Below are 23495 nucleotides of genomic sequence, written 5' to 3'. Positions count from 1 at the left end.
GGAGCCATCATGACCACGCCCAGCGAAAAAGTAGTCGAAGCTCTCCGGGCCTCGCTCAAGGAGACCGAGCGCCTCAGGCGGCAGAACCGCGAACTCGCCGCCGCGGCCTCGGAACCCATCGCCGTCGTCGCGATGAGCTGCCGCTACCCCGGGGGAGTCAACTCGCCCGAGGACCTGTGGGACCTCGTCTCCTCCGGCACCGACGCCGTCTCCGGCTTCCCCACCGACCGAGGCTGGGACCTGGACGCCCTGCGGGACGCCGGCGTCGACGCCCGCGGCCACTCCGTGAGCCAGCAGGGCGGCTTCCTCGACGGCGTCGCCGACTTCGACGCCGGCTTCTTCGGCGTCTCCCCGCGCGAGGCCGTCTCCATGGACCCGCAGCAGCGGCTCCTGCTGGAGACCACCTGGGAGACGATCGAACGGGCCGGCATCGACCCCCGGCGGCTGCGCTCCAGCCCCACCGGTGTCTTCGTCGGCACCAACGGCCAGGACTACGCCTACCTGCTGATCCGTTCCCTGAGCGACGCCACCGGTGACATCGGCACCGGCATCGCCGCCAGCGCCACCTCGGGACGGCTGTCGTACACGCTGGGCCTGGAAGGGCCGGCGGTCACCGTCGACACCGCCTGCTCCTCCTCGCTCGTCGCCCTGCACGCCGCCACCCACGCGCTGCGCGCGGGCGAGTGCACCCTCGCCCTGGCCGGCGGCGTCAACGTCATGTCCGCCCCCGGCTCGCTCATGGAGTTCAGCCGCCAGGGCGGACTGGCCGGCGACGGCCGCTGCAAGGCCTTCTCCGACGAGGCCGACGGCACCGGCTGGTCCGAGGGCGTCGGCATGCTCCTGCTGGAGAAGCTGTCCGACGCCCGCCGCAACGGCCACCCCGTCCTCGCCGTGATCCGCGGCTCCGCCGTCAACCAGGACGGCGCCTCCAACGGGTTCACCGCGCCCAACGGGCCCGCGCAGCAGCGCGTCATCCGCCAGGCCCTGGACAGCGCCGGCCTGACCCCCGCCGACGTGGACGCGGTCGAGGCGCACGGCACCGGCACCCCGCTCGGCGACCCCATCGAGGCGCAGGCCCTGCTCGCCACCTACGGCCAGGACCGCGACCCGGAGCACCCGCTGCTGCTCGGGTCCGTCAAGTCGAACATCGGCCACGCCCAGGCCGCCGCCGGTGTCGCCGGCGTCATCAAGATGGTCATGGCCATGCGCCACGGAATCCTGCCGAAGACCCTGCACGCCGACCACCCCTCCCGGCACGTCGACTGGTCCTCCGGCTCCGTACGCCTGCTCACCGACCGCACCGACTGGCCCGAGACCGGCCGCCCGCGCCGCGCCGGCGTCTCCTCCTTCGGCATCAGCGGCACCAACGCCCACGTCGTCCTGGAACAGGCCGAACCGGCCGCCGAACCGGAACCGTCCGCCGCGCCCGAGCCCGATGCCGCGCTCGTCCCGGCCGTCGTGCCCTGGCCGGTCTCCGCCCGCACCGAGACCGCCCTCGACGACCAGATCACCCGCCTCACCGCCCTCACCGGCGCCACCCCCCTCGACATCGGCCACTCCCTGGCCACCGGGCGCTCCACCTTCGAGCACCGTGCCGTCCTGCTCACCGGCGTCGACGGCACCACCACCGAAGCGGCCCGGGGCCACGCCACCGCACGCACCCTCGCCGTGCTGTTCTCCGGCCAGGGCTCCCAGCGCGCCGGCATGGGACGCGAACTGCACGCCCGCTTCCCGGTGTTCGCGGCCGTCCTCGACGAGACGTGCGCCCTGCTGGACCCGCACCTGGACCGGCCGCTGCGCGACGTCCTGTTCGCCGGGCGCCGCACCCCCGAGGCGGCCCTCCTCGACAGCACCGGCTACACCCAGCCCGCCCTGTTCGCCTTCGAGGTCGCCCTCTACCGCCTGGTGGAGTCGTGGGGCGTGGTCCCGGAGTTCGTCGCGGGTCATTCCGTGGGTGAGATCGCTGCCGCGCATGTGGCGGGGGTGTTCTCGCTGGAGGACGCGTGTGCGCTGGTGGCGGCTCGGGCCCGGTTGATGCAGGAGCTGCCGGCGGGTGGCGCGATGGTGGCGGTGCAGGCGACCGAGGCCGAGGTCGCGCCGCTGCTGACGCCGGGGGTCGCCCTGGGCGGGGTCAACGGCCCGGACTCCGTCGTGCTGTCCGGTGAGGAGGGCGAAGTCCTGGCCCTGGCCGCCGGGTTCGTCGCCCGGGGCCGTAAGACCCAGCGGCTGTCGGTCAGTCACGCCTTCCACTCGCCGCTGATGGAGCCGATGCTCGCGGAGTTCCGCCGCGTCGCCGAGAGCCTCACCTACCACGAGCCGCTCCTCCCGGTCGTCTCCAACGTCACCGGCACCCTCGACGACGAGCACCGGCTCAGCACCCCCGAGTACTGGGTGGACCACGTCCGCGCCACCGTCCGCTTCTCCGACGGAGTACGCGCCCTCGCCGACGCCGGAGCGGACGCCTTCGTCGAACTGGGACCCGACGGCGTCCTCACCGCCCTCGCCCAGCAGAGCCTCGACTCCGACACCGGCACCGGAGCGCTGGCCGTGGCGGCACTGCGCAAGGACCGCGCCGAAGAACGCTGCCTGCTCACCGCGCTGGCCCGGCTGCACACGGCCGGCGTCGACGTCGACTGGTCCGCCTGCTTCCACGGCACCGGGGCCCGCCGCACCGACCTCCCCACCTACGCCTGGCAGCACGAGCGCTACTGGCCGGTGCTCATGGCCGCCGCCGGCGACGTCAGCGCCGCGGGCCTGGTCTCCGCCGAACACCCGCTGCTCGGCGCCGCCGTCTCCCTGGCCGGAACGGACGGCGTCCTGTTCACCGGACGCCTCTCCGCCCAGACCCACCCCTGGCTGATGGACCACACCGTCGGCGGCATGGCGGCCTTCCCCGCCACCGGCTTCCTGGAACTCGCCGTCCGCGCCGGCGACCAGGTCGGCTGCGACCGCGTCGACGAACTCACCCTCGCCAAGCCCCTCGTCCTCACCGAGAACTCCGCCGCCGTCGTCCAGGTCTGGGTCGGCGCACCCGACGAGAACGGGTCGCGCCCGGTCACCGTCTACTCCCAGGCCGTCGACGACCCCGAACAGCGCTGGACCGAGCACGCCTCCGGCCTCCTCGCCGAGGGCGAGCGCACCGCGGGCTTCGACGCCACCGTGTGGCCGCCCCGCGGCGCCGTCGCCGCCGACCTGGAAGGCTTCTACGAGCGCACCGAGTACGGACCGGTGTTCCAGGGGCTGCGGGCCGTGTGGACCCGCGCCGACGAGGCGTTCGTCGAGGTCGCGCTCCCCGCGCAGGTCGACGACGCCGAGTACTACGGCATGCACCCCGCCCTGCTCGACGCCGCCGTCCAGTCCGTCGGCTTCGCCGGCCTCGGCGACGGCAAGAAGCTCGTACCGTTCTCCTGGTCCGGAGTCTGCCTGCACGCCGGCGGAGCCTCCGTCGTCCGGGTCCGCGTCGCCCGCACCGGCGAGGACACGGTGTCCATCGCCGCCGTCGACGTCGAGGGCGCCCCGGTGCTGTCCGCCGAGTCGCTGAGCCTGCGCGCCCCCTCGACGCCGCACGCCCCGGCCCTGCACCGCGGCGCACAGGACGGACTGCTCCGCCTGGAGTGGCTGCCCGTCCCCGACGACACCGCCACCACCGCCGTACACCCGGTCACGCTCGGCGCCGGCACCTCCTGGCCCACCCCGGTGACCACCCTCGCCGAGGCCGCCGCCCTCACCCCGGCCCCCGACCTGGTGCTGGTCCCGCTGGACACCCCCGACGGCGACACCCCCGCGGCGGCCCACGCCCTCACCGCCCACGCCCTCGGACTGGTCCGGCAGTGGCTGGAGCTGGATGCCCCCGGCACCGCACGACTGGTGTTCGTCACCCGCGGAGCCGTCGCCGCCGGAAGCGACGGCACCGTACGGGACCTGGCGGCCGCCGCCGCGCACGGCCTGGTCCGCGGCGCCGAGGCGGAGAACCCCGGCCGCTTCGCCCTGCTCGACCTGGACGCCGGAACGGACGCCCCCGCCGACGGCGTCCTGGCACGGCTCCCCGCCCTGCTGGCGGACGGCGACACCCAGTTCGCCGTCCGGGACGACACCGTCCTGGTGCCCCGCCTCGCCCGGCTCACCACCGGCGCGGGCCTGCTGCCCGTCCCCGGACTGCCCTGGCGCCTCGACAACACCACGCCCGGCCGCATCGACGGCCTCGCCCTCGTCCCCTGCCCCGAGGTGCTGGAGGCGCCGGTGGGCCGGCAGGTCCGAGTGGAGGTGCGGGCCGCGGGGCTGAACTTCCGTGACGTGCTGAACGCGCTCGGCATGTACCCCGGTGAGGCCGGACTGCTCGGGTCGGAGGCGACCGGTGTCGTGACGGCCGTGGGTCCCGAGGTGACCGGTCTGGCGGTCGGCGACCGGGTGATGGGCATGGTGCCCGGCGGCCTCGCCGACACCGCCCTCGTCGACGAGCGCTATCTCGCCGTCGTCCCCGCCGACTGGGACGACGAGACCGCCGCCTCGGTGCCGTTGGTGTTCCTCACCGCGCTGTACGCCTTCCGTGATCTCGCCGGTCTGTCGGCGGGGGAGCGGGTGCTGATCCATGCGGGTGCGGGTGGTGTGGGGATGGCGGCGGTGCAGTTGGCGCGTCATCTGGGTGCCGAGGTGTTCGCGACGGCCAGTGAGGGCAAGTGGGACGTTCTGCGGGGGCTGGGTCTGGACGGGGATCACATCGCGTCCTCGCGTGATGTGGGCTTCGAGGAGAAGTTCCGTGCGGTCACGGGTGGCCGTGGGATGGATGTGGTGCTGAACGCGCTGGCGGGTGAGTTCGTGGACGCCTCGTTGCGGATCACGGCGCCCGGTGGGCGGTTCCTGGAGATGGGCAAGACCGACATCCGCGACCCGGAGTCGGTCGGCGGTGGTGTGCGCTACCGCGCCTTCGACCTCGGCGAAGCCGGACCGGACCGTACCGGTGAACTGCTGGCCGAGCTGCTGGCCTTGTTCCACTCGGGTGTGTTGAGTCCGTTGCCGGTGCGGGTGTGGGATGTGCGGCGGGCGCGTGAGGCGTTCCGGTTCATGAGCCAGGCCAAGCACGTGGGCAAGATCGTGTTGCGGATGCCGTCGCGCTGGAACCCCGAGGGCACGGTTCTGGTGACGGGTGGTACGGGTGGTCTGGGCCGGGTGCTGGCCCGTCATCTGGTGGAGTCGCGTGGGGTGCGTCGTCTGCTGCTGGTGTCGCGGCGTGGTCCGGCGGCCGTGGGTGTGGACGCGTTGTGTGCGGAGTTGGAGGGGCTGGGCGCGGTCGTCGAGGTGCGGGCGTGTGATGTGGCCGATCGTGCGCAGGTGGAGGGGTTGCTGGCGTCGGTGCCGGCGGAGCATCCGCTGACGGCGGTGGTGCATACGGCGGGTGTTCTCGATGACGGTGTGGTGACGTCGTTGTCGGGGGAGCGGTTGTCGGGTGTGCTGCGTCCGAAGGTGGATGCGGCCTGGCATCTGCACGAGTTGACGCGTGGGTCGGGTCTGGCGGCGTTCGTGGTGTTCTCCTCGGTGTCGGGTGTGATGGGCAGTGCGGGGCAGGCCAATTACGCGGCGGCGAACGTGTTCCTGGACGCGCTGGCCCAGCGGCGTGCGGCCGAGGGGCTGCCGGGTCTGTCGCTGGCCTGGGGTGCCTGGGAACAGACCGTCGGCATGACCGGCACCCTCTCCGAGACCGACATGCAGCGCATCGCCGCCTCCGGCGCCGCGCCGCTCCCCGTCGAACGCGGACTCACCCTCTTCGACACGGCCACCGGCTCCGACGAACCCCTCGTCGTCGCCGTCGGAGCCACCTCAGGCGACAACAGGATGCCCGGCGAGGTCCCGCCGCTGCTGCGCAACCTGGTACGCGGCACCCGCCGCACCGCCGCGACCGCCGGCGGGGGCGCGAGCACCGCTGCCGCCCTCGCCCGCCGCCTCCTGGACATGCCGGCGGACGAACGGGTCCGCCACACCGTCGAACTGGTGCGGGCCGAGGCCGCCGCCGTACTCGGCCACTCCTCCGCCAAAGCCGTCGAACCGGGCCGTGAGTTCCGCGAGCTGGGCCTCGACTCGCTCACCGCGGTCGAACTGCGCAACCGCCTCACCACCGTCACCGGCCTGCGGCTCAGCGCCACCCTGGTCTTCGACTACCCCACCCCGCACGGCCTCGCCGAGCACCTGGTGGGTGAACTCCTCGACGAGCACGGCGAGACCGGCGCGCCCGTCGTGGCGGCCGACGTCGCCGAGGACCCGGTCGTCATCGTCGGCATGGCCTGCCGGATGCCCGGCGGCATCGCCACACCGGACGACCTGTGGCGGATGCTCGCCGACGGTGAGGACCGCATCACCGACTTCCCCACCGACCGCGGCTGGGACCTGAACGCCCTGTTCGGCGGCGGTCACGACAGCCGCGGTGTCAGCGCCACCCGGCGCGGCGGCTTCCTGCAGGACGTCGGCGGCTTCGACGCCGGGTTCTTCGGGATCTCGCCGCGCGAGGCCCTGGCGATGGACCCGCAGCAGCGGCTCCTCCTGGAGACCTCCTGGGAGGCGTTCGAACGCGCCGGCATCGACCCGGCGGGTCTGCGGGGCAGCGCCACCGGCATCTTCGTGGGCACCACGGGCCAGGACTACGCCAACCTCGTCATGACCTCCCGTGAGGACGTCGAAGGGCACGCGAGCACCGGCCTCGCCACCAGCGTCATCTCCGGACGCGTCTCCTACGCCCTGGGCCTGGAGGGACCGGCACTCACCGTCGACACCGCCTGCTCCTCCTCGCTCGTCGCGCTCCACCTCGCCGCCCAGTCGCTGCGCAGCGGGGAAAGCTCCCTCGCCCTGGCCGGCGGCGTCACCATTCTCTCGACCCCGATGAACTTCTCCGGGTTCACCCGTCAGGGCGGCCTGGCCGGTGACGGTCTCTGCAAGGCCTTCGCGGACGCGGCCGACGGCACCGGCTGGTCCGAGGGCGTCGGCCTGCTCGTCCTGGAGCGTCTTTCGGACGCCCGCCGCCACGGCCACGAGGTACTGGCCGTCCTGCGCGGCTCGGCCATCAACCAAGACGGTGCCTCCAACGGTCTGACGGCGCCCAACGGCCCTTCCCAGCAGCGCGTCATCCGCCAGGCACTGGCCGGCGCCGGGCTCACCGCCATCGACGTGGACGCGGTCGAGGCGCACGGCACGGGCACCACCCTGGGCGACCCCATCGAGGCGCAGGCCCTGCTCGCCACCTACGGCAAGGACCGCGACCCCGAGCGCCCGCTGCTGCTGGGCTCCATCAAGTCGAACATCGGGCACACCCAGGCCGCCGCGGGCGTCGCGGGCGTCATCAAGATGGTGCTCGCCATGCGCCACGGCACCCTGCCCAAGTCCCTGCACATCGACCGGCCGTCCACGCACGTCGACTGGGAGGCCGGGGCGGTCCGGCTGCTCACCGAGGAGACCCCGTGGCCGGAGACCGGGCGCCCCTGGCGTGCGGGTGTCTCCTCCTTCGGCCTCAGCGGCACCAACGCCCATGTGATCCTCGAACAACCGGAGCCGGCCACCACCGAGCCGGAGGCCCTTACGGACCCGGACGAGCCCGCGCTCGTTCCGGCCGTCGTGCCGTGGCCCGTCTCCGCCCGCACCGAAGAGGCCCTGCCCGGACAACTGGACCGGATCACCGCGCTCGACGCCTCCCCGCTGGACCTGGGCTTCTCCCTGGCCACCGGGCGCTCCTCCTTCGAGAACCGCGCGGTTCTGCTGGCCTCCGTCGACGGTGCGGGGGAGCCGGTGGAGATGGCCAGGGGGCGGGCCGTGGAGCGTTCGCTCGCGGTGCTGTTCTCCGGTCAGGGGTCGCAGCGGGTGGGGATGGGGCGTGAGTTGTATGCCCGTTTCCCGGTGTTCGCGGGGGCGCTCGACGAGGTGCTGTCGTTGCTGGACCCGCAGTTGGAACGTCCTTTGCGTGAGGTGCTGTTCGCGCGGGAGGGCAGTGCGGAGGCGGCGCTGCTGGACGCGACCGGGTATACGCAGCCTGCGTTGTTCGCGGTCGAGGTGGCGTTGTTCCGGCTGGTCGAGTCGTGGGGCGTGGTCCCCGAGTTCGTCGCGGGGCATTCCATCGGTGAGATCGCGGCCGCGTACGTCGCGGGGGTGTTCTCGCTGGAGGACGCGTGCACGCTGGTGGCGGCTCGGGCCCGGTTGATGCAGGAGCTGCCGGCGGGTGGCGCGATGGTGGCGGTGCAGGCGAACGAGGCGGACGTCGTCGACCGCCTCACCGGCGCTCTGTCCGTGGCGGCGGTCAACGGCCCGGACTCCGTGGTCATCGCAGGTCCCGAGGCAGAGGTGAACGCGCTGGCAGACGAGTTCGCGGCCGAGGGGCGCAAGGTCCAGCGTCTGTCGGTCAGTCACGCCTTCCACTCGGCCCTGATGGAGCCGATGCTCGCGGAGTTCCGCCGCGTCGCCGAGACTCTGGCGTACGCCGAACCGCGCATCCCGGTCGTCTCCAACGTCACGGGCAGGGTGGCCGAGCCGGGCCGGCTGACCACTCCCGCGTACTGGGTGGATCACGTCCGCGCGACCGTCCGTTTCGCCGACGGAGTACGTGCCCTCGCCGATGCCGGTGCGGACGCCTTCCTGGAGATCGGCCCCGGCGGCGTCCTGGCCGCCCTCGCCCAGCAGAGCATCGACGCCGCCGCCGGGGCGGTGGTCGTCCCCGCGCTGCGCAAGGACCGCGACGAGGAGTCCGCGCTGCTCACCGCGCTGGCCCGACTCCACGTGGTCGGCACGGACATCGACTGGGCCCGCTGCTTCGAGGGGACCGCTGCGCGCCGCGTCGCGCTGCCGACGTACGCCTTCCACCACGAGCGCTACTGGCCGCGCCCGGCCACGCACACCGGTGATGTCACCGGCGCCGGGCTCCGCCCCGCCGAGCACCCGCTGCTCGGTGCCGCCACCGCCCTCGCCGCTTCCGAGGGGGTCCTGTTCACCGGGCGCCTCTCCCTCTCCACCCACCCCTGGCTCGCCGACCACACCGTCGGCGGCGGCATGGTGCTGTTCCCCGCCACCGGCTTCCTGGAACTGGCCGTCCGCGCCGGGGACGAGGTCGGCTGCGACCGGGTCGAGGAGTTCACCCTCGCCACGCCGCTCCTGCTGCCCGACGACGCCGCCGTCGTCGTACAGGTGTGGGTCGGCGCCCCTGACGAGGGCGGCTCCCGGAGGGTCAGCCTGTACTCCCGGCCGGCCGACGCCCCCGAGGAGACCTGGACCGAGCACGCCTCCGGCGTCCTGACCACCGGCGCCGCCGTCCTGCCCCTGGACACCTCGGTCTGGCCGCCGGAGGGCGCCGTCGCCGTCGACCTGGAAGGCTTCTACGACCGCACCGAGTACGGTCCCGTCTTCCGCACCATCCGCGCCGTCTGGACCCGTGACGAGGAGGCCTTCGTCGAGGCGACGCTGCCGTCCCAGGCAGACGACGCCGGCTACTACGGCATGCACCCGGCGCTGCTCGACGCCGCCGTCCAGTCCGTCGGCTTCGCCGGCCTGGACGACGAGCACAAGTTGCTGCCGTTCCTGTGGGCAGGGGTGTCGCTGCACGCGGGCGGCGCCTCCGTGGTCCGCTTCCGGGTCGCGCGTACCGCCGAGGACACGGTGTCCATCGCCGCCGTCGACGTCGAGGGCGCGCCCGTCCTGTCGGCCGAGTCGCTGGTGCTCCGCGTGCCTGCGGGGACGCAGGCCCCTGCCACCCGCCGTCCGGAGCTTGACTCGCTGCTCCGTCTGGTGTGGTCGCCGTTGCCGGAAGCCCCGGGTGCCCCGGAGACCGCGGAGGCCCCGAGGTCCGGAGACGCCACCCCTTCCTTCCGGTACGCCACCGTCGCCGCACCGGGCGAGGACGGCGCCGCAGCCGCCCTGAGCGGGCTCACCGGCGACGAAGACCTCGTCTGCGTACCGTTCCTCGGTGACACCGGCGACGGGACCGAGGGCCGTGACGTGCCCCTCGCCACCCACACGCTCACCGCCCGCGCCCTCGGCCTGGTGCAGGAGTGGCTCGCCCAGGAGCGATTCGCCGACTGCCGGCTGGTGTTCGTCACCCGCCGTGCCGTCCAGGCCGGCCCCGAGGACCGGGTCGAGGACCTGCCCGCCGCCGCCGTCTGGGGTCTGGTCCGCGCCGCGCACTCCGAGAACCCGGGCCGATTCGCCCTGGTCGATTTGGACGAGGCCACTCCCGTCGAGGACGTCCTGGCGCAGCTGCCCGCGCCGCTCGCGGACGGCGACGCCCAGTTCGCGGTCCGGGACGGCGCGGTGCTGGTGGCGCGGCTGGACCGTGCGGTCGCGGGTCCCGGCCTGCTGCCGCCTGCCGAGGGCCCGTGGCGCCTGGACACCACCGCCCCGGGCAACCTGGACGCGCTGACGCTGCGCGCCTGCCCCGAGGTGCTGGAGGCGCCGGTGGGCCGGCAGGTCCGCCTGGAGGTGCGGGCCGCGGGTCTGAACTTCCGTGACGTGCTGAACGCGCTCGGCATGTATCCCGGCGAGGCCGGACTCCTCGGCGCCGAGGCGACCGGTGTCGTGACTGCCGTGGGCCCCGAGGTGACCGGTCTGGCGGTCGGCGACCGGGTGATGGGCATGGTGCCCGGCGGCCTCGCCACCGACGCGCTGATCGACGAACGGTTCCTCGCCCGCGTTCCCGAGGGCTGGAGCGACGAGGAGGCGGCCTCGACGCCGCTCGTCTTCCTCACCGCCCTCTACGGACTCACCGAACTCGCCGGTCTGTCGGCGGGGGAGCGGGTGCTGGTCCATGCGGGTGCCGGTGGTGTGGGGATGGCGGCGGTGCAGTTGGCGCGTCATCTGGGGGCCGAGGTGTTCGCGACGGCCAGTGAGGGCAAGTGGGACGTTCTGCGGGGGCTGGGTCTGGACGGGGATCACATCGCGTCCTCGCGTGATGTGGGTTTCGAGGAGAAGTTCCGTGCGGTCACGGGTGGCCGTGGGATGGATGTGGTGCTGAACGCGCTGGCGGGTGAGTTCGTGGACGCCTCGTTGCGGATCACGGCGCCCGGTGGGCGGTTCCTGGAGATGGGCAAGACCGACATCCGCGACCCGGAGTCGGTCGGCGGTGGTGTGCGTTACCGCGCCTTCGACCTCGGCGAAGCCGGACCCGAACGCATCCACGAGATGCTCCGCGACCTCGTCGGCCTCTTCACCGACGGTGTGTTGAGTCCGTTGCCGGTGCGGGTGTGGGATGTGCGGCGGGCGCGTGAGGCGTTCCGGTTCATGAGCCAGGCCAAGCACGTGGGCAAGATCGTGCTCACGATGCCGTCGCGCTGGAACCCCGAGGGCACGGTTCTGGTGACGGGTGGTACGGGTGGTCTGGGCCGGGTGCTGGCCCGTCATCTGGTGGAGTCGCGTGGGGTGCGTCGTCTGCTGCTGGTGTCGCGGCGTGGTCCGGCGGCCGTGGGTGTGGACGCGTTGTGTGCGGAGTTGGAGGGGCTGGGCGCGGTCGTCGAGGTGCGGGCGTGTGATGTGGCCGATCGTGCGCAGGTGGAGGGGTTGCTGGCGTCGGTGCCGGCGGAGTATCCGCTGACGGCGGTGGTGCACACGGCGGGTGTTCTCGATGACGGTGTGGTGACGTCGTTGTCGGGGGAGCGGTTGTCGGGTGTGCTGCGTCCGAAGGTGGATGCGGCCTGGCATCTGCACGAGTTGACGCGTGGCGCGGGTCTGGCGGCGTTCGTGGTGTTCTCCTCGGTGTCGGGTGTGATGGGCAGTGCGGGGCAGGCCAATTACGCGGCGGCGAACGTGTTCCTGGACGCGCTGGCCCAGCGGCGTGCGGCCGAAGGGCTGCCGGGTCTGTCGCTGGCCTGGGGCGCCTGGGAACAGACCGTCGGCATGACCGGCACCCTCTCCGACACGGACGCGCGCCGCATGACGGCGGCCGCCGCACCGCCCCTCACCGTCGACCAGGGCCTCGCCCTCTGGGACGCCGCGACCGTCTCCGACGAGCCGTACCTCGTGCCGATCGGCGCCTCCGGCAACAGCAGGATGCCCGGCGAGGTCCCCCCGCTGCTGCGCAACCTGGTACGCGGCACCCGCCGCACCGCCGCGACCGCCGTCGGCGGCGCGAGCACCGCCGCGGCCGTCACCCGGCAACTCCTCGACCTGCGGGAGGAGGAGCGCCTGCGTTTCGCGGTCGACCTGGTCCGCGCCGAGGCCGCCCCGGTCCTCGGGCACTCCTCGGTCAAGGCCATCGACGCCGAACGCGACTTCCACGACCTCGGCTTCGACTCGCTCACCGCGGTCGAACTGCGCAACCGGCTGACCACGGCCACCGGCCTGCGCCTCCCCGCGACCCTGGTCTTCGACTACCCCACGCCCACCGTTCTCGCCGAGCACCTGGTCTCCGCCCTGCTCGACGAGCAGCGTGCCACCGGCACGGCCGCCCCCGTCCCCGTCTCCGCGGCCTTGGCCGAGGACCCGGTCGTCATCGTCGGCATGGCCTGCCGGATGCCCGGCGGCGTCAGTTCCCCCGAGGAGCTGTGGCAGCTGGTCATGGAAGGCGGCGAAGGGATCTCCGCCTTCCCGACCGATCGAGGGTGGGACCTGGAGACCCTCCGGCGGGGCGGCGAGGGCGGCCTCGGCCGCAGCGCCACCTCCGAGGGAGGGTTCCTGTACGACGTGGCCGACTTCGACGCCGGGTTCTTCGGCATCTCGCCGCGCGAGGCCCTGGCGATGGACCCGCAGCAGCGCCTGCTCCTGGAGACCACCTGGGAGGCGTTCGAACGCGCCGGCATCGACCCGGCCACCGTGCGCGGCAGCCGCACCGGCGTTTTCGTCGGCACCAGCGGCCAGGACTACACCACCCTCGTCATGAACTCCCGTCAGGACGCCGAGGGACACGCCCCCACCGGCCTCGCCACCAGCGTCATCTCCGGGCGCCTGTCCTACACGTTCGGACTGGAGGGCCCGGCGGTCACCATCGACACCGCCTGCTCGTCCTCCCTGGTCGCCCTCCACTGGGCGGCGCACGCGCTGCGTTCCGGCGAAGCCGACCTGGCCCTCGCCGGCGGCGTCACCGTCATGTCCACCGCCATGGGCTACGCGGGCTTCACCCGGCAGGGCGGCCTCGCCCCCGACGGTCGCTGCAAGGCCTTCGCGGATGCCGCCGACGGCACGGGCTGGTCCGAGGGCGTCGGCATGCTGGTCGTGGAGCGGCTGTCCGACGCCCGCCGCAACGGTCACCCGGTCCTCGCGGTCCTGCGCGGCTCGGCCGTCAACCAGGACGGCGCCTCCAACGGTCTGACGGCGCCCAACGGGCCGTCCCAACAGCGTGTCATCCGCCAGGCCCTCGCCAGCGCCGGGCTCACCCCCGCCGACGTGGATGCGGTCGAGGCGCACGGCACGGGTACCACCCTGGGCGACCCCATCGAGGCGCAGGCCCTGCTCGCGACGTACGGTCAGGACCGGCCCGAGGACCGGCCGCTCTTGCTGGGCTCCATCAAGTCGAACATCGGCCACGCCCAGGCCGCCGCCGGTGTCGCCGGCGTCATCAAGACCGTCATGGCGCTTCGGCACGGCGTCCTGCCCAAGTCCCTGCACATCGACCGGCCGTCCACGCACGTCGACTGGACCGAGGGCGACGTACGCCTGCTGACCGAGACCACCGCCTGGCCGGAGACCGGACGCCCGCGCCGTGCGGCCGTGTCGTCCTTCGGTATCAGCGGGACCAACGCGCACACCATCATCGAGCAGGCCCCCGAGGCCGACGAGCCGGTGCCCGTCGCCGAACCGGAGGCGGCTCCCGCCGTCGTTCCGTGGCCGGTGTCCGCGAAGTCCCCGGAGGCGCTGGACGCACAGCTCGCCCGGATCACCTCCGTCACCGGTTCCACACCACTGGACGTGGGCCTGACGCTCGCCACCGAGCGCTCCACCTTCGAGCACCGCGCGGTCCTGCTGACCTCCGTCGAGGGTGCGGGGGAGCCGGTGGAGGTGGCCCGGGGGCGGGCTGTCGAGCGCAGGCTGTCCGTTCTCTTCTCCGGTCAGGGGTCGCAGCGGGTGGGGATGGGGCGTGAGGTGTATGCCCGTTTCCCGGTGTTCGCGGGGGCGCTCGACGAGGTGCTGTCGTTGCTGGACCCGCAGCTGGAACGGCCTTTGCGTGAGGTGTTGTTCGCGCAGGAGGGCAGTGCGGAGGCGGCGCTTCTCGACACCACCGGGTACACGCAACCCGCCCTGTTCGCCTTCGAGGTCGCCCTCTACCGCCTGGTGGAGTCGTGGGGCGTGGTCCCCGAGTTCGTCGCGGGTCATTCCATCGGTGAGATCGCTGCCGCGTATGTGGCGGGGGTGTTCTCGCTGGAGGACGCGTGCACGCTGGTGGCGGCGCGGGCCCGGTTGATGCAGGAGCTGCCGGCGGGTGGCGCGATGGTGGCCGTGCAGGCGACCGAGGCGGAGGTCGTCGACCGCCTCACCGACGGTCTGTCCGTGGCGGCGGTCAACGGCCCGGACTCCGTGGTCATCGCAGGTCCCGAAGCCGAGGTGACCGCGCTGGCGGACGAGTTCGCGGCCGAGGGGCGCAAGACGCAGCGTCTGTCGGTCAGTCACGCCTTCCACTCGGCCCTGATGGAGCCGATGCTGGATGCCTTCCGTCAGGTGGCGGAGACCCTGGAGTACGCCGAACCCCGCATCCCGATCGTCTCCAACGTCACGGGCAGGATGGCCGCGCCGGGCCAGTTGACCACTCCCGCCTATTGGGTGGACCACGCCCGCGCGACCGTCCGCTTCGCCGACGGCGTGCGCGCCCTCACCGATGCCGGTGCGGACGCCTTCCTGGAGATCGGCCCCGGCGGCGTCCTCACCGCCCTCGCCCAGCAGAACATCGACGCCGCCGCCGGAGCAGTGGTCGTCCCCGCGTTGCGCAAGGACCGCGACGAGGAGTCCGCGCTGCTCACCGCGCTGGCCCGACTCCACGTCGAGGGGTCCCGGGTCGACTGGGCCCGTGTCTTCGACGGCACCGGTGCCCGACGAGCCGACCTGCCCACCTACGCCTTCCAGCGCGCCCGCTACTGGCCCGACACCCGGCGCCCCAGCGAAGGCGCCGGGAGCGCCGATCCGCTGGACCACGCCTTCTGGACGGCCGTCGAGGGGGAGGACCTGACCGGTCTCGCCTCCGACCTGGACGTGGACACCGACGCGCTGGGCGCCGTGCTGCCTGCCCTGTCCACCTGGCGGCGCAGGCGGCGTGACCAGGCGAGGGTCGACTCCCACCGGCACCAGGAGGCGTGGAAGCCACTGTCGTTGCCGGCCAACGCACCCGTGCCCTCCGGCACCTGGCTGGCCGTGGTGCCCTCGGCACTGGCCGAGGACCCGTGGACCTCCGCCGTGCTCGACGCCGTCGGCACCGATGTCGTACGCCTCACCCTCGGCCCCGAGGACACCGCCGGGCGGGAGACGCTCGCCGGACGGCTGCGCGGGCTCTCGGCCGACGGCTCCGTCCTTACGGGCGTGGTGTCCCTGCTGGCCCTCGCCGACTCGTCGGAGGCCGCCGCGCTGCAGGACGGGACCGATGCGCCCGCCGTCGCGAACGCGGTCCTGTTCCAGGCCCTCCTCGACGCCGGCGTCGCCGCACCCCTGTGGTGCGTGACCCGGGGAGCGGTCGCCGTGGCCGCTCCCGAGGCGCTCACCGCTCCCGCCCAGGCGGCCGTGTGGGGCATCGGGCGGGTCGCCGCGCTGGAACACCCCGCCGCCTGGGGCGGTCTCGTGGACCTGCCCGCCGAGCTGGACGAGCGGACCGCCCGCCGGTTCGCCGCCGTCCTCGCCGGCCACGACGGCGAGGACCAGGTCGCCGTCCGCGCCTCCGCGGTCTTCGGCCGCCGCCTGGTCCCGGCACCGGACACGGCTCCCGACACCGGCTGGGAACCGCGCGGCACGGTCCTCGTCACCGGCGGCACCGGCGGCCGGGGCGCCCACCTGGCCCGCCGGCTCGCGACCGCGGGCGCCGAGCACCTGGTGCTGCTGAGCCGGCGCGGCCCCGAGGCGCCCGGCGCCGACGACCTCCGCGCCGAGCTGGAGGGACTGGGTGCCCGTGCCACCCTGATCGCCTGTGACGTGGCCGACCGTGAAGCACTGGCCGGCGTCCTCGCGGGCCTCGCGGCCGACCTCCCGCTCACCGCGGTGGTGCACGCCGCCGGGGTCGTCGACGACGGCGTCCTCGACGAACTCACCCCCGAGCGGTACGCCGCCCCGCACCGTGCCAGGACCGTGCCCGCCCTCCACCTGCACGAACTGACGCGGGACCTGGACCTGGACGCGTTCGTCCTGTGCTCCTCCGTCGCCGGCACCGTCGGCACGGCCGGCCGCGCCAACCTCGCCGCGGCCACCGCCGTCCTCGACGCGCTCGCCCGGCACCGACGCGACGCGGGCCTGCCCGCCACCTCGGTGGCCTGGGGCGCCTGGGTCGGCGACGAGCCCGACGCCCCCGCGGACGCGCAACGGTCCGAGGGCGAGGGGAGGCCCGCACGGCGTGCCGTCGGCCACCCGGCCGTCCACCCCGACCTGGCGGTGGCCGCACTGCGGCAGGCCGTCACCCGGCCGGAGGCCGTGACCGTGCTCCTCGACCCGCGTCAGCCGCAGGTCCTGGACGGTCTCATCGGGATGCGCGGCAACGCGCTCCTGCGCGACCTGCCGGAGGCCCGGCAGGCACTGGCCGAGGCCGAGGACACGCGGGACCGGACCAGGAGCACCGCGTCCGGGCTCGTGGGCCGGCTGCGCGACCTGCCCGCCGACGAGCGGACCGGGCTCATCACGGACCTGGTGCGCACTCACGCGGCCTTCGTCCTCGGTCACCCCGGCCCGGAGGCCGTCGCCCCCGACCGGAACTTCCGCGACCTGGGCTTCGACTCGCTCACCGCGATCGAGCTGCCGAACCGGCTCGCCCTCGCCACCGGGCTGCGGCTGCCCGCCACCACGGTGTACGACTACCCGACCGCGCAGGCGCTCGCCGAGCACCTCGTGGCCGAACTGCTGGGCGAGCAGGGCAGCCCCGCTCCCGACCCGGCCACCGCGGCCGCCCTGGCCGAGGACCCCGTCGTCATCGTCGGCATGGCCTGCCGCCTGCCCGGCGGGGTGCGCTCCCCGCAGGACCTGTGGAAGATGCTCAGCGAGGGCCGCGACGGGATCGAGGCCTTCCCCGAGGACCGCGGCTGGGACCTCGCCACACTGACGACCGGAGGTGCCGACGGCCGAGGCCGCAGCGCCACCCTGCACGGCGGCTTCCTCGCCGGAGCCGCCGAGTTCGACGCCGCCTTCTTCGGCATCTCGCCGCGCGAGGCCCTGGCGATGGACCCGCAGCAGCGGCTCCTGCTGGAGACCACGTGGGAGGCGTTCGAACGCTCGGGCATCGACCCCGACGGGCTGCGCGGCAGCCGCACGGGCGTGTTCGTCGGCACCAACGGCCAGGACTACTCCACCCTCGTCATGAACAGCCGGGAAGACCTGGAGGGTCACGCCGGCACCGGCCTGGCCGCGAGCGTCGTCTCCGGCCGCCTCGCCTACACCTTCGGCCTGGAGGGCCCGGCGGTCACCGTCGACACCGCCTGCTCCTCCTCCCTGGTCGCCCTGCACTGGGCGATGCAGGCCCTGCGCGCCGGCGAGTGCGACCTGGCCGTGGCGGGCGGCATCACCATGATGAGCACGCCGTCCGCGTTCTCCGGGTTCACCCTCCAGAACGGCCTGGCCACCGACGGCCGCTGCAAGGCGTACGCGGACGCGGCCGACGGCACCGGCTGGTCCGAAGGTGTCGGTCTGCTCGTCGTGGAGCGTCTTTCGGACGCCCGCCGCAACGGGCACGAGGTCTTGGCCGTCGTCCGGGGCTCGGCCATCAACCAGGACGGCGCCTCCAACGGGCTCACCGCGCCCAACGGGCCGTCCCAGCAGCGCGTCATCCGCCAGGCCCTGGCCACCGCCGGCCTGACCCCCGCCGACGTGGACGCGGTCGAGGGTCACGGCACCGGCACCCCGCTGGGCGACCCCATCGAGGCGCAGGCCCTGCTCGCCACCTACGGCCAGGACCGCGACCCCGAGCGCCCGCTGCTGCTGGGCTCCATCAAGTCGAACATCGGGCACACCCAGGCCGCCGCCGGTGTCGCCGGCATCATCAAGACGGTCATGGCGATGCGCCACGGCGTCCTGCCCAGGTCCCTGCACATCGACCGGCCGTCCACGCACGTCGACTGGGAGGCCGGGGCGATCCGGCTGCTCACCGAAGAGACGGCCTGGCCCGAGACGGGGCGCCCCTGGCGGGCGGGCATCTCGTCCTTCGGCATCAGCGGGACCAATGCGCACACCATCATCGAGCAGGCCCCCGAGGCCCCCGAGCCCGACGTGCCGGTGACCGCCGACGGTCCGCGGGCCACCCCGTCCGTCGTGCCGTGGCCGGTGTCGGCCAAGTCCGGGCAGGCCCTGGACGCCCAGGTCGCGCGTGTCACGGCGCTCACCGGCGCCGAACCGCTCGACGTGGGCTTCTCCCTCGCCACCGGCCGCACCCGGTTCGACCACCGTGCCGTGCTGCTCGCCGGGCCTGACGGTGCCCCGGCCGAGGTCGCCCGCGGCCGGGCCGCCCACCGTGGCCTCGCGATGCTGTTCTCCGGGCAGGGCTCGCAGCGGGCCGGGACGGGGCGTGCGCTGTACGCACGCTTCCCGGTCTTCGCCGATGCGCTGGACGAGGTCATGGCACGCCTCGACACCGAACTGGCCCGTCCGCTGCGCGAGGTGCTGTTCGCGCCGGAGGGGACGCCCGAGGCCGCCCTCCTGGACACCACCGGGTACGCCCAGCCCGCGTTGTTCGCGGTCGAGGTGGCGTTGTTCCGGCTGGTGGAGTCGTGGGGTGTCACGCCGGAGTTCGTCGCGGGGCATTCCGTGGGTGAGATCGCTGCCGCGCATGTGGCGGGGGTGTTCTCGCTGAAGGACGCGTGTGCGCTGGTGGCGGCTCGGGCCCGGTTGATGCAGGAGCTGCCGGCGGGTGGCGCGATGGTGGCGGTGCAGGCGTCCGAGGCCGAGGTCGCGCCGCTGCTGACGCGGCAGGTCGCCCTGGGCGCGGTCAACGGCCCGGACTCCGTCGTGCTGTCCGGTGAGGAGGGCGAAGTCCTGGCCTTGGCCGCCGGGTTCGTCGCCCGGGGCCGCAAGACCCAGCGGCTGTCGGTCAGTCACGCCTTCCACTCGCCGCTGATGGAGCCGATGCTCGCGGAGTTCCGCCGCGTCGCCGAGACCCTGGAGTACACCGAACCGCGCATCCCGGTCGTCTCCAACGTCACGGGTACGGTCGCGGAGCCGGGGCAGCTGACCACTCCCGCGTACTGGGTGGACCACGTCCGCGCCACCGTCCGTTTCGCCGACGGGGCACGCGCCCTGGCCGAAGCGGGTGCCGACGCCTACCTGGAGATCGGCCCCGGCGGTGTCCTCACCGCCCTCACCCAGCGCGTCGTGGACGCCGACGAGCGGGACGAGGCGGTCGCGGTCCCGGCCCTGCGCAAGGACCGCGACGAGGAGACCGCCCTGCTCACCGCCCTCGCCGCACTCCACGTCAGCGGCGTGCACGTCGACTGGGCCGCCTGGTTCCACGGCACCGGAGCCCGCCGCACCGAGCTGCCGACCTACGCCTTCCAGCGCGAACGCTACTGGCCGCGCCCGGCCGCCCTCACCGGCGACATCAGCACGGCGGGCCTCATCTCCGCCGACCACCCCCTCCTCGGCGCCGCCGTCCCGCTCGCCGACTCCGAGGGAGCCCTGTTCACCAGCCAGATCTCCTTGCAGGTCCACCCCTGGCTGCTCGACCACAAGGTGGGCGGAACGGTCATCATGCCCGGCACCGGCTACCTGGAGATGGCGATCCGCGCCGCCGACCAGGTCGGCTGCGCCCGCGTCGAGGAACTCGTCCTGGCCGCCCCGATGGTCCTCGACGAGAAGGTGCCCACCTCCGTCCAGGTCGTCATCGGCGCACCCGACGACGACGGCTCCCGCTCGCTCACCTTCTACTCCCGCCCCTCCGACGCCGTCGACGGTCCCTGGACCCGGCACGCCGACGGTGTCCTCGCCGTCGAGGAGCACAGCGACCCCTTCGAGACTCCCGTCTGGCCGCCGGCCGACGCGGCGTCCGTGGGATTCGACGGCGACTACAGCCGCACCGAGTACGGGCCCTCCTTCCACGGGCTGCGCCAGGTGTGGGTCCGCGGGGACGAGGCGTTCGCGGAGGTCACGCTTCCCGAGGAGATCGCCGGGGACGCCCAGTACTTCGGGATGCACCCCGCCCTGCTGGACGCCGTCCAGCACGCGAACGGCTACCTCGGCGTCGGCAGCGCCGACCATCCGCTGCTGCCGTTCGCCTGGAACGGCGTCTCCCTGCACGCCGGCGGCGCGACCACCCTGCGGGTGCGGATCACCCGGCTCGGCGACGAGTCGGTCCGGCTGACCGCAGCCGACGCCGAGGGCGCCCCGGTGCTCTCCGCCCGGTCCCTGGTCCTGCGCGCCCCGAGCGTCCCCCGCGCCCCGGTGACCACCGGCGGTCAGGAGCCGGTGTTCCGGCTCGACTGGACCGCCGCCCCAGAGGTCAAGCCCACCGAGGGCCTGACCGCCACGGTCCTGGGGGAGGACGTGTTCGGCGCCGGCGGCAGCCTGTCCTCCCTCGCCGACCTCACCGCCGCCGACGCGGACCCCTCCGCCGCCCCGGACTTCGTCCTCGTACCCCTCGGCGGAACGTACGACGGCCCTGCCGACGCCGGCGACCCGTACGCCACCGGGAACGACGTGCCCGGCGCCGTCCACGCGCTGACCACCCGTGCCCTGAGCCTCGTCCAGGAGTGGCTGGACACCCGAGGACTCGACCACTCCCGTCTGGTGTTCGTCACCCGGGGCGCGGTCGCCGCGGACGACACGGAGACGGTCCACGACCTCGCGGCGGCAGCCGCCTGGGGCCTGGTGCGCTCCGCCCAGTCCGAGAACCCCGACCGGTTCGTCCTGCTGGACCTGGACCCGAACCCGGCCGTGGACCCGGACGCGACGGCCGCCTCCGCACGGTCCGGCGCACCGGCCGCCCCCGACGCCCTGCGGGCCCTGCTGCCGGGCCTGCCGGGGCTGCTCGCCACCGGTGACGCCCAGTTCGCCGTACGCGGGGGCACCGCCCTCGTCGGCCGGCTCGACCGGCTCGCCACCGCGCCCGGCCTGCTCGCGCCGACCGGGGTGCCGTGGCGCCTCGACACCACCGGCAAGGGCAGCCTGGACAACCTCGTCCTGGCTCCCTGCCCGGAAGTCCTGGCACCGCTCGGCGCCCACGAGGTACGCATCGACGTGGACGCCACCGGCCTGAACTTCCGCGACGTGCTGAACGCGCTCGGCATGTACCCCGGAGAGTCCGGCCCGATGGGCACCGAGGCCACCGGCACGGTCACCGCCGTCGGCGAGGCCGTCACCGGCCTCGCGCCCGGCGACCGCGTCCTGGGCACCGTGCCCGGCGGCTTCGGCCCCGTCGTCGTCGCCGACGAGCACTACCTGGCCCGCGTCCCCGAAGGCTGGACCAAGGAGCAGGCCGCCTCGGTGCCGCTGGTGTTCCTCACCGCGCTGTACGCCTTCCGTGATCTCGCCGGTCTGTCGGCGGGGGAGCGGGTGCTGATCCATGCGGGTGCCGGTGGTGTGGGGATGGCGGCGGTGCAGTTGGCGCGTCATCTGGGTGCCGAGGTGTTCGCGACGGCCAGTGAGGGCAAGTGGGACGTTCTGCGGGGGCTGGGTCTGGACGGGGATCACATCGCGTCCTCGCGTGATGTGGGCTTCGAGGAGAAGTTCCGTGCGGTCACGGGTGGCCGTGGGATGGATGTGGTGCTGAACGCGCTGGCGGGTGAGTTCGTGGACGCCTCGTTGCGGATCACGGCGCCCGGTGGGCGGTTCCTGGAGATGGGCAAGACCGACATCCGCGACCCGGAGTCGGTCGGCGGTGGTGTGCGCTACCGCGCCTTCGACCTCGGCGAAGCCGGACCCGAACGCAACAAGGGCCTCCTCGGCGAACTGCTCGACCTGTTCGCCGAAGGCGCGCTCCGGCCGCTGCCGGTACGCACCTGGGACGTGCGCAGGGCCCGTGAGGCGTTCCGGTTCATGAGCCAGGCCAAGCACGTGGGCAAGATCGTGCTCACCATGCCGCCCCGCTGGAACCCCGAGGGCACCGTCCTCATCACCGGCGGCACCGGCGCCCTCGGCGGACACCTCGCCCGCCGCCTCGCCACCGCCGGCATGCGTCACCTGCTGCTCACCAGCCGCCGCGGCACGGACGCCCCGGGCGCCGCCGAACTCGCGGCGGAACTGCGCGAACTGGGCGCCGAGGTGACCGTCGCCGCCTGCGACACCACCGACCGCGACGCCACCGCCGCCCTCATCGGCTCCGTACCGGCACAGCACCCGCTCACCGCGGTCGTCCACACCGCGGGCGTCCTCGACGACGGCGTGATCGCCTCGCTCACCCCCGAACGCCTCGCGGCCGTCCTGCGGCCGAAGGTCGACGCGGCCTGGCACCTGCACGAACTGACCCGCGACCTCGACCTCGCCGCGTTCCTGCCCTTCTCGTCCATCGCGGGCGTCATGGGCAGCCCCGGCCAGGGCAACTACGCCGCGGCCAACTCGTTCCTGGACGCCCTCACCCGCCACCGCCGTGCACTCGGCCTGGCCGGCACCTCGCTCGCCTGGGGACCGTGGGCCCACGACGGCGGCATGACCAGCACCCTGTCCGACACCGACATGCGCCGCATGCAGTCCGGCGGGCTGCCGCCGCTCGCCGTCGAACAGGGCCTCGACCTGTTCGACATCGCCCGTGGCTCGGACGAGACCTTCCTCGTCCTGGTCGGCCTCGCCCCCGGCGCCATGCGCGGTGCCGCTCCCGAGGACCTGCCGCCCCTCTTCCGCTCCATGGTCCGCAGCGGCCGCCGCACCGCTGCCGCCACCGACGCGGCCGGCGCCGCGGCGGCACTCGGCGCCGAACTCGCCGGACTCGACGCCGCCGACCGGGTCCGGCGCGTCACCGACCTGATCCGCGAACAGGCCGCCAGGGTCCTCGGCCACGCCTCCCCGAAGGCCGTCGACGTCACCCGGGAGTTCCGCGAACTGGGCCTGGACTCACTGACCGCGCTGGAACTGCGCAACCACCTGTCCACCGCGACCGGACTGCGCCTCCCGGCCACCCTGGTCTTCGACTACCCGACCCCCACGGCCCTCGCCGAACACTTCGTCTCCGAACTGACCGGCGACGACACCCCGCAGGGGCCGTCCCTGCTCGCCGAACTCGACCGGCTCGACGCGCTCCTCGCGGCGGCGGCGGACGACCCGGACGAGATCACCCGCGCGGGCCTCGCCCTGCGCCTGGGCCGGATGCTCGACAAGGTGCGCGGCACCGCACCGGATCCCACCGGCCCGGACGTCGCCGACGACTTCGAGTCGGCCAGCGCCGACGAGGTCCTCGCGTTCATCGACAACGAGCTCGGCCGCCTGGGCGACCGCTGAGACGAGCTTGA

1 protein-coding gene is annotated in these 23495 nt (G+C 73.9%); it reads left to right on the top strand.

The window, feature by feature from the left end; genetic code table 11:
- Nucleotides 1-9: 9 nt before the first annotated feature.
- Nucleotides 10-23484 carry a type I polyketide synthase gene (locus ACFZP7_RS01090; RefSeq protein ID WP_385633553.1) on the top strand — a complete coding sequence of 7825 codons (23475 nt, stop codon included), beginning with the start codon at nt 10-12 and terminating at the stop codon, nt 23482-23484.
- Nucleotides 23485-23495 lie beyond the last annotated feature (11 nt).

Origin of the sequence: Streptomyces sp. SudanB5_2050 (assembly GCF_964272335.1) — a bacterium.
Lineage (GTDB): Bacteria > Actinomycetota > Actinomycetes > Streptomycetales > Streptomycetaceae > Streptomyces > Streptomyces rochei.
The sequence above is the reverse complement of the archived record's forward strand: the minus strand, read 5'-3'. Positions and strand labels throughout refer to the sequence as shown.